Below are 13,145 nucleotides of genomic sequence, written 5' to 3'. Positions count from 1 at the left end.
TTTTGTTTGATCCAAACTGCGTTCAGTGATTGAATTCGAAAACACTTTCACAATCCCCTTCACAAGCCGGGAATACTGACATGCTGCCGCTGCCCGTAACCATCTTTATCACCGCCGTTTTTGTTTTGATGCTGACCGTGCTCAGCCTGATGGTTTCGATCCGGCGCGCCCAGCTTAATGTGCTAAGCGGGGATGGTGATGACACCACGCTGCGCCGGCGCATTCGCGCGCATGGCAATTTCGTTGAAAATGCCCCGCTTTGCATTCTGCTGATCCTTGCCATCGAGGCGATCCTGGCAACATCGACCATCATCTGGATTGTGGCTGCCATTCTGATCGCAAGCCGGATTTTACATGCCATTGGCACCCTGACCCGATCGAAACGCATCATCGCACCGGCCATGGTCATGCAGCACATCACCCTTGCGATCTGCGGTGTCTGGCTTCTGATCCAGTCCTTTGGCAATCTGAGCGCTGCGGGCATGTGATGGGGTCTCGGGATTTCGCAAGCCCGGATGTCGCGGCAAAATTCAACGCCTGCCCGGCGCATGCCCGGCGGGCATTGATGTCGATCCGGGGCTGGATCCTTGAACTGGCGGGCGAAATTGACGGGGTTGGCCCGATCACCGAAAGCCTGAAATGGGGCGAACCGGCCTGGCGGCCCAAATCCGGATCGGGCATTACCATTCGTGCCGACTGGAAAGCCAAAACACCCGATCAGGTCATGATCTTTTTTGATTGTAAGACCGACCTGATTGACCGGACGCGCAGCCTGCTCTCGGCCGATCTGGCGACCGAGGGCAACCGCGCCATTATCCTGCCGCTGGATCGTCCCCTGCCTGAACCGGCGATCAAGACCGCGCTTGGCTGGGCGCTGACCTATCACCGGGACCGGAAACAAGATCTCAAACAGCAGGCGAACTAACCGCGTTCAAACCTTCTGACCGCCAGCCTCCATCTGATCGCGCATGGTCCGCAAATCACGGTTCAGGCGTTTGGCGGTCTCGATATCAAGTCCGGTGGCGTCAAGAATGCAGGGCGGGACTTCTTCTGCCTTGTTCCGCAGGTCCTTACCGGCGTCCGTCAAGCTGACGCGCACGGATCGCTCGTCCTCCGGATCGCGCTTACGGCTGACAAGGCCGTTGGCTTCAAGACGTTTGAGCAACGGTGTCAGCGTACTTGATTCCAGATAGAGCTTCGAGCCAATGCTCCGCACAGACTGGTTATCTTCCTGCCACAGGGTCACCATCACCAGATATTGCGGATAGGTCAGCCCCAGATTATCCAGCAGCGGCTTATAGACCCGGTTAAAGGCATGACCGGCTGAATAGATCGAAAAGCACAGAAACTTTTCGAGCTGAAGCAGATCATCTTTGGATGAATTGTCCATTGGTCTGGTCCTTTAATGTAGGGCAACAAGACATCGCATTGCGCAGAAATCTGCGACTTCCATACCCACCGGCGATGTCTGTCTTCTCGAAACATCCTGGGTCTGAAATTTTCAAAGCCAAGTAAATTAAATCGCGCGCGATTAAATAACAAGCGATTTTATTGCATGGCTGGGTTTCTCATTTTTATATCGTGCACGATTTAATTGCATGCGATACATAATTCAACAAAACGCAACGCCGCCCATCAAACATCACGGACGGCCCATTTAAAGGATCAGACCCATGAGCCCATTCAATTCAAAAGTTGCTGCTGCTGTCTTCTCTGGCGCACTCTTCACTGGCGCACTGGCATTGTCGACCTCCCTGACCAGCACCGCAGCCTTCGCAGAGCCGGTTCTTGAAAACACCACCCAGGAATTCATTGATGTCCTTTCCGCGTCCGGCGGCCCGGCCATCTACACCCTGACCCCGGCTGAGGCCCGCAACGTTCTGGCTGGCGCACAGTCCGGCGAAGTAGCCAAACCGGCCGTTGATATCACTGACACGGTCTTTGGTGTTGGCCCAACAGGCGCCACCAAGGTCCGCATCATCCGCCCGGCGGGCAATACTCATCGCCTTCCTGTGATTGTTTATTTCCATGGCGCAGGCTGGGTGATGGGCGATACCGGCACCCATGATCGTCTGGTCCGTGAACTCGCCGTTCGTGCCAATGCCGCCCTGGTGTTTGTGGATTACGAACGCTCCCCCGAGGCACGCTATCCGATCGCGATTGAGCAGGATTACGCCGTTACCAAATATGTTGCTGAACATGGTGAACAACTCAATATCGATCCGACCCGTCTGGCAATTGCCGGTGACAGTGTCGGGGGCAACATGACCGCTGTGGTCTCGCTTCTGGCCCAGGAACGCAAAGGTCCGGAAATCACCGCACAGGTTCTGTTCTATCCGGTGACGGATGCCGATTTTGATAACGGATCCTATACCGAATTTGCCAACGGCCCGTGGTTGACCGAGCCTGCGATGGAATGGTTCTGGAACCAGTACCTGCCCGAAGGCGTTGATCGTACTGACCCGAAAATCACACCGATCCATGCAAGTGCCGATCAGCTTGCCGGTCAGGCCCCGGCACTTGTGATTACTGCGGAAAACGATGTGCTGCGGGATGAAGGCGAGGCATATGCCCGCAAACTGAGCCAGGCTGGCGTTGATGTCACCGTCACGCGTTACAACGGCACGATCCATGACTTTGTCATGCTCAATGCCCTTGCCGATACCCCGGCTGCCAAAGGCGCAATTGCCCAGGCCGGTCAGTATCTCCACACCGCCCTGCACGGCGAATAACACGACGAATACAGGGGAATTGTCCCCAAACTTTAACACTCTTTCGGGTAGGTGCGGTTGCACCTGCCCGCCCCCGGCGACATATGAAGGATCTTGGTCCCTAACAGCCGGGTAATCACCAACCGAACCAATGTTCAAACAAAGGATGAAAACCATGTCTGTTGATGTCAAATACACCGCACTCGCTTCTGCAACCGGTGGCCGCGATGGCCGCGCCTCGACTGACGATGGATCGCTTGATGTCAAGCTGTCCACGCCAAAGGAACTCGGCGGTGCTGGCGGTGACGGTCATAACCCGGAACAGCTTTTTGCCATGGGCTACTCGGCCTGCTTTATCGGCGCCATGAAGGCTGCCAGCGGCCAGACCAAGATCAAGGTGCCAAATGACGTCGGGGTTTCGGCCGAAGTCGGTATCGGTCCGCGCGAAGCAGGCGGCTTTGGTATCGCTGTCGAACTCACTGTATCGCTGCCGGGTCTCGACAAGGCGGATGCCGAGAAGCTTGTGGAAACAGCGCACACCATTTGCCCCTATTCCAACGCAATTCGCGGCAATGTCGATGTCACCACGACCATCGCCTAGTTTTCGTCTCCCCCCTGCTGGTCAGCTCCCCCCAAACTTGCTGACCAGCAATTCCAGGCCCGGTGTCCCCCGCACCGGGCCTTTTTCTGTTCTCTGCCTGCTTGTGAAACAAACATTTGTCCTGCACTGTGGTTGGTGATGATCTAGGCTCAGGACCTATTAATTTGATTTGAATGGCAGAGGTTATATTTGTGAAATCCAAGGAAAAGCCCGCAGGTCGGGCTGGCATCCCGGCCAAGGGATTTGACGCAGGAGTTTGCAAATATAACCTCTGTCCTTCGGATTAACCGGATTTGCACGGGCTACTTTGTCGTAAAACCTTGAAAGATGTATATCTTCCCGCGGTTTTACTTCGCGTATCCGCACAAATCCGGTTAACCATTCGAACCAAATTAATAGGTCCTGAGCCTAGCCAAAAGCCAAACAATCAAAATGACAGGAAACCGAAATGTCCAAGCAGCTTACCGTTGTTGCCACCGCACGCGCCAAACCCGGCATGGAAGACGAACTTGGCAAACGGCTTTTGGCATTGGTCGAACCATCGCGCGCCGAGGAAGGCTGCATCAGCTATGATATGCACCAGTCAAATGACGATCCTGCCCTCTGGTTGGCCTATGAAACATGGCGCTCGGAAGAAGACCTCGCCCGGCATTTCGAGATGCCCTACCTAAAAGCCTTTGCCGAGAGCAAGGATGAAGTGCTTGCACAGCCGCTTGAAGTCCGTAAATTCAGCCTCAAATCATAACGCCTGACTTGATCTGACTGGCTTTTACACGTGCTTTTCGCCCTTTTCTTCTCCGCCCTGACATCCGCAACCATCCTGCCCGGCACGTCCGAGGCGGCGTTGGCAGCCCTCATTGCGTCTGGCGATCATGCCATATGGTTGTTGGTGCTGGTCGCCACGGTCGGGAATGTTCTGGGATCGCTCATCAACTGGTGGCTTGGCCTTTATGCCGAGCATTTCAAGCACAAGCGCTGGTTCCCCGTCTCCGCCGAGGCACTGGATCGTGCATCGCGCTGGTTTGGCAAATACGGGCTGTGGTCTTTACTGCTTTCATGGCTTCCGATTATTGGTGATCCGCTGACCCTGTTTGCCGGGGTCATGCGGGTGCGCCTTCTGCCCTTCATCATTCTGGTGACCATTGGCAAGGCGGCGCGCTATGCCATGATTGCCGGTGGGGCAACTGGTTTATCGAACATGTTTTCCGGTTGAAACACGAAATAATTCTTCGAAATATCGAAAAATAAAACCACTCCCCTTCAAAAAATTCACCTTTTATTTAAATATTTAAAAATAAATCAATTGTAATATTACATCATCAATGTTTTCCTTTGATCTAACAGAGCCGCGAAAAATACTTTTCACGGCCTGATTAAAAGGAATTTTATTTATGGCTATCGAAATCCCTGCATGGACAAAGCCCGGAATTTGGGGCGGCATTATCGGCGCCGCACTGATCACCATTGTCGGTTTTAGCACCGGCTCGGTGGTGTCTGGTGGCACTGCGCAGGAAATGGCCGATGCAAGCGGCAAGGAAGCAACGATCTCGGCAATGGCACCGGTATGTGTCGCCCAGTTCAAAATGCTTTCGCCCAACAATCAGACGGCGGAACTTACGGCCCTCAAGGCTGAAAGCTCTTACAAGCGCGACGATTTCGTGATTGCAAAAGGCTGGGCAACCATGCCGGGCAGTGACGAACCCAACAACGAGATCGCTCAGCGCTGTGCATCGCTTCTGATGGATCTGACGGCAAGCTGATCTGACACCGGTTCCGGCACACCAACCGGAACACGGATATCGACAGCACGCAACGCAACCGGCTCCACATCCGGTTGCGTTTTTTATGCCCAAAGCCGAAATCACCCTCGCGCAGGTCAATTTTGTTCAATAAACGCGCCGCCAGACAGCGCATGTTGATCAACAACAAAAAACACCGTGCGAGGAACACCAAGATGTCCGGCTTTAGCGCCACACTCAGCCTGCATCTTTCCATGGCTGCCTTTGCCTTGGCCGCCTCCATCACACCGGGACCGGTCAATATTCTGGTGCTGAGTTCTGGTGTGCAATATGGCTTTCGCCCGTCCCTTCGCCTTGTCTTTGGCGCGACGGCGGGATTTTGCCTTTTGCTGCTTTTGATCGGGCTGGGGCTGCATGAAATGCTTGAAGCCTTCCCGCAACTGACCACCGTCATTCAGTGGGCTGGCGTGGCGTTTTTGCTGTTCATGGCCTGGAAACTGGCAACGTCAGATGGTGAGCTGGGCAGGGGTGATGCCCAATCCGGGCCAAAGGCGATCACCGGGGCCGTCATGCAATGGCTCAACCCAAAGGCCTGGTTGGCCTCCATCGCCGGGATGGGCGCCTATGCCGCGTCCGGCGCGCCAACCCTGATCTGGGAATTCACCGCCATCTACTTTGTCATCTGCTTTGCCTCGGTCGCGTGCTGGGCCTATGCCGGCGCGTTCCTGTCGCGTTTCCTGGGCGAGCCATACCGTATTCGCGCGTTCAACCGGGCGATGGCGGTGTTGCTGATCGCCAGTGCCGCCTATCTGGTTTTCGGATGAACACTTGCGGCGAGGGATTCCCGTCTGCGCGGGAATGACGACATAGTTAAGCCTTCCTCGTCATGCCCGCGACGGCGGGCATCCACAGCACCCAAATCACGCCGCCTGAGCCCGGGCATATTGCCGTGGGGTTGCCGCCATCAGGCGTTTGAAGATGCGTTGGAAATGCGCCTGATCGGCAAAGCCGGTTTCAAGCGCGACATCCACGATCTTCTCCCCACGCCGAAGCGCATGGCGCGCGCGCTGCACCCGGCAATTGATCAGATAGGCATAAGGCGTCATGCCAAAACTCTTTTTAAACGCCCGCACCAGATAGGACCGGGAATAGCCAACCAGTGCAGCCAGATCATCCAGACTGATATTTTCGGCATAATGGGCGCGGATATACTCGCCCGCCCGGGCCATCTTGCGATCATGGACCGCACCGGTGGCACGATCTTTTCCCGCCAACACACCGCGCCGGTCAAGCTGCACATGCAGATCGCCAAAGAACGATACCAGTGCCGTTTCCTTGCCAAGAATATCGACATCCGGATTGGCCAGCATATCGGCCAGATCAATCAAACCATCATAAAGATGCGGATCATGGCTGAGCGTATCGGAAAACATCGCAAACTTTCCGGCTGCATCGGCATCCAGTTCAATCTGCAAATCGGTAAGCCAGTCCGGATCAACAAATAGCATGTCATAAACCCAATCCGCACCCTTGACCGGGTTGCAGCCATGCACATCCTCGGGGTTGAGGATCACCACTGAGCCTGCCTGCGTTTCATGGGTTTTGCCCCGGTTCCAATAGGTACTGTAACCGCCCTTCACCGTTCCGATGGAAAAGGTATCGTGGCTGTGGCGTTCATAGCAGACCTGATGCCCGTCCGCCACACGCCGCAATTCGACAAACGGCATCGCATCGTCGCGCCAGAAATGCTGATTGCGGGTATTGGGGGCTGCCATTGTGGTCCGTCTTCTTGTGTTTGGGTGTTTGCTTTATAAATTCGAAGATAGGTCAATTTCCCCGGTGGCGCCACTGTCGCTGTCTGCTTATAGTGCCCCAAATGTTCGATGATCGTTCCGAAGAGTCCCAACCGCGTTTCATGCCGCCCAACGCACCTGTCATGGTCGTTGGATTGCGTCATGCCGTGTTTTTATCGCCCGATGGCGAGATCGAGGAACTCCCGCACGGGGCGGCGGCCAAACGTGCCCGGTCATCACGCCCCATTCTGGTTCATACCCCGGCCTGCGCGAGGCGCCTGAAATCCGATCCGTTTCCGGCCCATGACCTGCTGGAACTGTTTGCCTTTGTCCGTCCGGCACAGTTTTGTGTGCCGACCCCGCGCGGCATTGCATTGGCGACGGGCCAGAAACCGGCCGATGACTTGATCGGTCAGGCAGAGGCACTGGCAGAAGCCATGAAACGGCTTTTGCAGGAACTCGCCACCCTTCATCGCAACAAACGCGGACCGGCCCTGTCGGTTGCATGGCCGATGGCGCGCGGCCATTGGCCGTGGGGTGTTTCGGTTTTGGCCGCCCTTGGGGCCGATGGCGATGGCCCCCATCGTTATGCGGTGTATGAGGGCCTTAAAGTCTGGAAAAAGCTTGGCGAATGGGCTGAACATGCCCCGCCCCCGCCACCAGCCAACCATCCGGTTGATCCCAAGGATGCCCGTAAACGCCTGAAGGAACTTCTCGGCGAAGGGGCCGAGGAACGCCCGCAACAGGCCGATTATGCATCATCGGTGTGTTCGGCCTTTGGTCCGCGCCTGCATGATGGTGCGCCAAACATTGTTTTGGCCGAGGCCGGAACGGGGACCGGCAAGACATTGGGTTATGTCGCCCCGGCATCATTGTGGGCCCAGAAGAATGACGGCGCGGTGTGGATTTCGACCTATACCCGTAACCTGCAACGCCAGATCGATCAGGAATTGGATCGCCTCTATGACGATCCTAAGGACAAACGCCTGAAGGCCGTCGTGCGCAAGGGACGGGAAAACTATTTCTGCCTGCTGAATTTCGAGGAAGCCCAACGCCCGCTTAATCAACAACCACATCAGGCCACCCCGCTTGGCCTGATTGCGCGGTGGGCATCGCATACCCGTGATGGCGATATGGTGGGCGGTGATTTCCCGGCCTGGCTGACCGAATTGCTGGGCAACAGATTTACCGGGGCGCTAGCCGATCAGCGCGGCGAGTGCATCTATGCCGCCTGCCCGCATTATTCAAAATGTTTTGTCGAAAAGACCGTACGCCGCGCCCGTTCGGCCGAGATCGTAGTTGCGAACCATGCGCTTGTCATGGTGCAGGCAGCCCTGGGCGGGCTTGATGATGCCTCCATGCCGACACGTTACGTGTTTGACGAGGGCCATCATTTGTTTGACGCGGCGGACAAGGCATTTTCATCGCATCTGACCGGGATGGAGGGGCAGGAACTTCGGCGTTGGCTTCTGGGCGCGGAGCAAAAAGGATCATCGCGCGCACGCGGCCTCAAGCAACGGCTTGAAACGCTTATTCTGGATCGGGACGAACTGCGTGATGCCGTCAATGCGGTGATTGTCGCCGCGCAATGCCTGCCCGAACAGGGCTGGCTATCGCGCATTCATGACGGATCACAATATGCCAAGGGCCCGGCGGAGGTCTTTTTGGCCCATGTCCGGGCACAGGTGATGGCAAGGTCTGCCGAGGGGGATCGTGGTTATTCAATCGAGACCGATTGCAAACCAGCACTCAACGAAGTTCTTGCCAGTGCAGCGGATCTCGATCGCGCGCTGGAGGCCATGGAAAAACCGGCCAAGTCGCTGATCAAGATCATCGCCCATATGCTTGATGAAAAGGCTGACGAGCTTGACAGTGCCGAACGCCAGCGCCTTGATGCCGCCATAAGGTCACTTGAACGCCGCGCGATCATGCAGGTCGGCGCATGGCGTGAAATGCTGGCCTCATTGGTCGAGGAAACACCCAAAACCTTTGTCGACTGGTTTGCGATTGAACGTCAGTTTGGCCGCGACTTTGATGTTGGCATGCATCGTCATTACCTTGACCCGACCATCCCGCTGACCACATCCCTTGCCCCCACAGCACACGGCATGGTGGTGACATCCGCGACCCTGCGGGATGGCACAGGCGACGAAGAATTCGACTGGGCCGTGGCCGAGGATCGCACGGGGGCAGCCCACATGCCGCTGCCCGCCATCCGGGCGGCGATGAAAAGCCCGTATAACTACCGCGAACAAACCCGCGTCTTTATCGTCAATGACCTTGGCCGGGATAACCCGGACCACATTGCGGCGGCCTATCGCGAACTGTTTTTGGCATCGGGTGGCGGTGCGCTTGGCCTGTTTACCGCGATCAACCGGCTGCGGGCGGTGTATGAGCGCCTGACCGGCCCCATGGATGAAGCAGGTTTACAACTTCTGGCCCAGCATATCGATGGCATGGATGTCTCAACCCTGATTGACATTTTCCGGGTGGAGCGCGATGCCTGTCTGCTCGGCACCGATGCGGTGCGTGACGGGGTGGATGTGCCGGGTGATAGCCTTCGCCTGATCGTCTTTGACCGCGTGCCTTGGCCCCGGCCAGACATCCTGCACCGTGCGCGTAAATCCGCTTTCCACGGTGCGCGCTATGACGACATGCTCACACGGCTTCGTATGAAGCAGGCCTTTGGCCGCCTGGTGCGGCGTGCCGAAGATCGCGGTGTGTTTGTGTTGCTGGATAACCGCATGCCATCGCGGCTTCTGGGGGCCTTCCCCGATGATGTCGAGGTCCAGCGTGTTGGCCTGCGCGAGGCGATTGAGCAAACGCGAAGCTTCCTTGGCAGCGACCGGAATCGCGAAGAAGGTTAATCGGTTTCTTTGGCCTCAATTGTGACGGCGGAAAGGACGTACCATGCATGTCATGCTGATGACCTATGGGACGCGCGGCGATGTGCAGCCCTTTGTCGCGCTTGGCCCTGGGCTGATCCAAAAGGGGCATCGGGTCACGCTCACTGCGCCGGAACGCTTTGCCGGTTTTATCACCGATCATGATCTTGAATTCACCCCCCTGACCGATGCGCTGATTGCGCTTATGGATGATCCGCAGTTTGCCCATGCCTCTGATCCGAAGGCATCGGCCTTGGCGAAACTGACATCGTTATTCGCCATCGGCAAAAAGGCGCGCGCCCTTCAGGACACGCTGCTTGATGATATTTTCGACGCCATTGATCAGGGCAAGCCCGACGTCATCGTTTTTCATCCCAAAACCTTTGGCGCGCTGCCGATTGCCAGGCATTTCGGCATCCCGGTTGTGATGGCGCAACTGATCCCGTCCTTCATCCCGACCGGCGATTATCTCCATATGGGCACTCCCGATCTTGGCCTGCGCGATACCTTGGGGCGCTGGTATAACCGCGTGACCGGCAAGCTTATCTACCGGGTTTTGAACGCAACGCTGCGTCGCCAAGTTCAAAGATGGGCAGCAAGACGTCAAAACAGGATCAATGCCAAGGATCTAGACATTGTGAAGTCCTGCCAGACCGGCACGCTGCCCATCATTCATGCCTTTAGCAACGCCGTGATCAGTCGCCCCAAAGATTGGCCAACACACGCAACTGTCACCGGATACTGGTTTCTCGACGGGACAACCCAAACAAACCCACCCGATCCGGCATTACAAAACTTTGTAGAAAGTCACAAAAACCTGATCTATATCGGGTTTGGATCAATGCCCGGCAATGATCCGACCGCGATGGCAGAAATGATTGCAAAGGCAGTGTCGCAGGCCGATGTTAGCGCTATCATCGCAACTGGCTGGGGCGGCATGGGTGACATTGACTGGCCCTCCAACATCCTTGCAGTGCGCGAGGTTCCCCATGACTGGCTGTTCCCGAAGGTCGATATCGTCATTCATCATGGCGGGGCTGGCACCTGTGCGGCCGCCCTGCGCGCCGGTCGCCCGTCGATCATCATTCCGTTTTTCGGTGATCAACCTTTCTGGGCCAAGCGCCTGCACAGGCTTGGCGTTGCGCCACGCCCGATCAAGCCCGCAAAACTTGATGCCGCGATGCTGGCCCGTCGGATCAAAACGGTCCTTGAAACGACGTCCTATCGCAATAACGCAGAACGCATCGCAAGCAAGATCGCCGATGAAGACGGCATCGCGAATGCCATTGCCGAAATCACGCGCGCGGTTGGGCAATCTGACCTTCCCAAAACTGGAAGCCTTTGACACATCCCGGTGAAGGGCATAAACACGATCCAGACAAAGCTTGATGGATCGCAACACGTGCAACGCAAACACCAGATCAGTCTGATGTTCAGACAGGGCCTTTCGGCACTGGTGGCTGTGTTTTTCCTTGCCAACACCATCATGTTTGGCTTCATGCATATTCCCATGGCAAAGGCCAACGGGGCATCGCTGGCCTCGGTGATGGATGGGGTGGTGCGCATTCCGATTGTCATTTGCACCGGATCCACTTTCAAAACCGTTCTGGTCCGCGCCGATGGCCTGCCCGACGAACCAGGCCAGAATGCAGACGCGCCAGATGGCTTTGAATGTGCACTGTGCGGTTTGGGCAATTATGCCTTTGGCATGCCGGTGACGCCGGAACTTCCCGAACTTGAAGCAATCGAACTTAGCAACGCAGTTGCTGCCCTTCACATTACCGCGCGCAAGCACGTTTTCTGTGCGCTTGCGCCATCGCCACGCGCCCCGCCTGCTGTTTCTTGACCATTTGCCTTAGCACGCCTGAAAAAACCGCAAGTTCCATGACAGGATAATTGCGCGTTCAGATCTGCTTTTTCCCAAAATTACCTGTGCCCTTGTCGTGCCAACACACCTTCGCACGCCTTGCGCACATGCATGGACAAGAAACATGACTGAAACTTCCAAATCCCCGGCATCACAGGGGAATACAAGCCTGTATCGCGCTGTCTGGCGCTGGCATTTTTATGCCGGTCTTCTGATCCTGCCCTTCATGATCCTGATGGCGATCACGGGGGCGGCTTACATCTATCGCGATGAAATCGATGACTGGTATCACGCCGACCTTAAATTCGTTGAGGCATCGGGCCAAGCGCCCCTGCCGATAAGCCAACAGATTGACGCGGCCCTTCTTGCCGTTCCGGGCAGTGCCGCCAAGGTCATGCCCCCGGCAAGTCCGGATCGCAGCAGTGAAATCGTCATTGCCACTGAGGCCGGCGGGCGCGAGGCGGTTTACGTTAATCCTTATACAGGTGACGTTCTGGGGCATATGCCCGATCGCACTACCATCATGTGGGTGGTCCGGCGCATTCACAGCCTTGCCGAATTTGGCACCATCCCGAATTACATCATTGAAATTGCATCAGGCTGGGCGATCCTTCTGGTTTTGACCGGGATGTATTTGTGGTGGCCGCGCGGCAATCAGAAAGGCGGGGTTGTCAGCCTGCGTGGAACACCCAAACGCCGCATCTGGTGGCGTGATGCCCATGCCGTCACCGGCATCTTCATTGGTGTTTTCATTATCTTCATGGCCGGAACCGGCATGTTCTGGTCGGTGTTCTGGGGCAAATATGCCAACCAGTTTGCCAACGGCACGCCCAATGGATATCCGTCCGGCGTTCGGATCGATGTGCCGCTGTCGACCATTCCGATGATTGATGCCTTTGGCGACGTAAGTTGGATCAACGAAAACATTCCGCTGCCGCAATCGGTTGATGGTGGAGCCAATCCGGTGACAAAGCCGAACCCCATCGGCATTGATCAGGCCGTCGCAACCTTTAACGATATGGGGCTCACACCGGGATATGTCGTGGCCCTGCCGCGCTCGGAAACCGGGGTTTATTCGGCGTCGATCTATCCCGATGACCTGTCGCTGCAACGGGTCATTCACTTGGATCAATATTCCGGAAGGCCCCTGATCGATATGGGCTATGCCGATTACGGGCCGTTCGGCAAGATCATGGAATTTGGCATCAATGTTCACATGGGTCAGGAATTTGGCATCGCCAATCAGATCATCCTGCTGGTGATCTGTGCCCTGATCATTTTCATGTCGGTATCGGCTGGTGTGATGTGGTGGAAACGACGCCCAGCCGGTGCCCTTGGCGTCCCGCCGATGCCGCGCGACACAGGCAAGCTTAAAACGGTCACCGCCATCCTTGTCATTGGCGGCATCATCTATCCGACCGTTGGCGCATCCATGATTGTCATCTGGCTTCTGGATTACCTGCTGGTCGCCCGCCCGCAACGCAAATTGCGCACGGCATAACCCTGCTATTTCGTCGCGGTCCGCAAACATATTCGGGCCGCGACTTTC

The 13,145-nt window shown here is 56.3% G+C and carries 14 protein-coding genes; 12 read left to right on the top strand and 2 right to left on the bottom strand.

Annotated features, from left to right (window positions below; genetic code table 11):
* Positions 1-80 precede the first annotated feature (80 nt).
* Together IT893_RS04650 and IT893_RS04645 are read left to right on the top strand one after the other, a co-directional pair.
* Positions 81-488 carry an MAPEG family protein gene (locus IT893_RS04650; RefSeq protein ID WP_064781792.1) on the top strand — a complete coding sequence of 136 codons (408 nt, stop codon included), beginning with the start codon at positions 81-83 and terminating at the stop codon, positions 486-488.
* Positions 488-925 (top strand): DUF1801 domain-containing protein, encoded by a 438-nt coding sequence (locus tag IT893_RS04645; protein ID WP_197146990.1) that lies wholly within the window; start codon positions 488-490, stop codon positions 923-925. The genes IT893_RS04650 and IT893_RS04645 overlap by 1 nt, the downstream gene beginning before the upstream one ends.
* Positions 926-931: 6 nt before the next feature.
* Here the strand turns inward: IT893_RS04645 and IT893_RS04640 are convergent, their stop codons facing one another.
* Positions 932-1,390: a MarR family winged helix-turn-helix transcriptional regulator gene (locus IT893_RS04640; protein ID WP_197146989.1), complete on the bottom strand. Its 459-nt coding sequence runs from the start codon at positions 1,388-1,390 to the stop codon at positions 932-934.
* A 283-nt stretch (positions 1,391-1,673) separates the two neighbouring features.
* Between IT893_RS04640 and IT893_RS04635 the strand changes: the two genes are divergently transcribed.
* The 6 genes from IT893_RS04635 to IT893_RS04610 all read left to right on the top strand — a co-directional run bounded on the left by IT893_RS04635 (position 1,674) and on the right by IT893_RS04610 (position 5,875).
* The gene (locus IT893_RS04635; RefSeq protein WP_197146988.1) at positions 1,674-2,732 is read left to right on the top strand and encodes an alpha/beta hydrolase; all 1,059 of its coding nucleotides are present in this window, start codon (positions 1,674-1,676) and stop codon (positions 2,730-2,732) included.
* Between the two features lie 154 nt (positions 2,733-2,886).
* Entirely contained in the window at positions 2,887-3,312 is a 426-nt protein-coding gene (locus IT893_RS04630) for an organic hydroperoxide resistance protein (RefSeq protein ID WP_008890243.1), read from the top strand.
* A gap of 448 nt (positions 3,313-3,760) precedes the next feature.
* Entirely contained in the window at positions 3,761-4,057 is a 297-nt protein-coding gene (locus IT893_RS04625) for a putative quinol monooxygenase (RefSeq protein WP_197146987.1), read from the top strand.
* A 30-nt stretch (positions 4,058-4,087) separates the two neighbouring features.
* Positions 4,088-4,525 carry a YqaA family protein gene (locus IT893_RS04620; protein WP_197146986.1) on the top strand — a complete coding sequence of 146 codons (438 nt, stop codon included), beginning with the start codon at positions 4,088-4,090 and terminating at the stop codon, positions 4,523-4,525.
* A 178-nt stretch (positions 4,526-4,703) separates the two neighbouring features.
* A complete protein-coding gene (locus tag IT893_RS04615; protein ID WP_063087745.1) occupies positions 4,704-5,072 on the top strand; it encodes a hypothetical protein in 369 nt (122 codons plus the stop codon).
* A gap of 194 nt (positions 5,073-5,266) precedes the next feature.
* On the top strand, positions 5,267-5,875 hold the full coding sequence (locus IT893_RS04610) for a LysE family translocator (protein WP_197146985.1): 609 nt from the start codon (positions 5,267-5,269) through the stop codon (positions 5,873-5,875).
* A gap of 96 nt (positions 5,876-5,971) precedes the next feature.
* Here IT893_RS04610 and IT893_RS04605 read toward each other — a convergent pair whose 3' ends face one another.
* Positions 5,972-6,826, bottom strand: coding sequence for an AraC family transcriptional regulator (locus tag IT893_RS04605; RefSeq protein ID WP_197146984.1), 855 nt, complete (start codon positions 6,824-6,826; stop codon positions 5,972-5,974).
* Between the two features lie 101 nt (positions 6,827-6,927).
* Here IT893_RS04605 and IT893_RS04600 point away from each other — a divergent pair, with 101 nt between their 5' ends.
* The 4 genes from IT893_RS04600 to IT893_RS04585 all read left to right on the top strand — a co-directional run bounded on the left by IT893_RS04600 (position 6,928) and on the right by IT893_RS04585 (position 13,097).
* Positions 6,928-9,711 carry an ATP-dependent DNA helicase gene (locus IT893_RS04600; protein WP_197146983.1) on the top strand — a complete coding sequence of 928 codons (2,784 nt, stop codon included), beginning with the start codon at positions 6,928-6,930 and terminating at the stop codon, positions 9,709-9,711.
* Positions 9,712-9,754: 43 nt separating this feature from the next.
* Positions 9,755-11,074, top strand: a complete 1,320-nt coding sequence (locus IT893_RS04595) for a glycosyltransferase (RefSeq protein ID WP_197146982.1) — start codon at positions 9,755-9,757, stop codon at positions 11,072-11,074.
* Positions 11,075-11,131: 57 nt separating this feature from the next.
* Positions 11,132-11,575 carry a DUF2946 domain-containing protein gene (locus IT893_RS04590; RefSeq protein WP_252724081.1) on the top strand — a complete coding sequence of 148 codons (444 nt, stop codon included), beginning with the start codon at positions 11,132-11,134 and terminating at the stop codon, positions 11,573-11,575.
* A 145-nt stretch (positions 11,576-11,720) separates the two neighbouring features.
* Positions 11,721-13,097, top strand: a complete 1,377-nt coding sequence (locus IT893_RS04585; RefSeq protein ID WP_197146981.1) for a PepSY domain-containing protein — start codon at positions 11,721-11,723, stop codon at positions 13,095-13,097.
* Positions 13,098-13,145: the final 48 nt, after the last annotated feature.

It is taken from the genome of Thalassospira sp. A40-3 (assembly GCF_015871485.1).
GTDB lineage: Bacteria > Pseudomonadota > Alphaproteobacteria > Rhodospirillales > Thalassospiraceae > Thalassospira > Thalassospira tepidiphila.
Note: the sequence above shows the minus strand (reverse complement) of the source record. Positions and strands in the feature narration are given on the sequence as shown.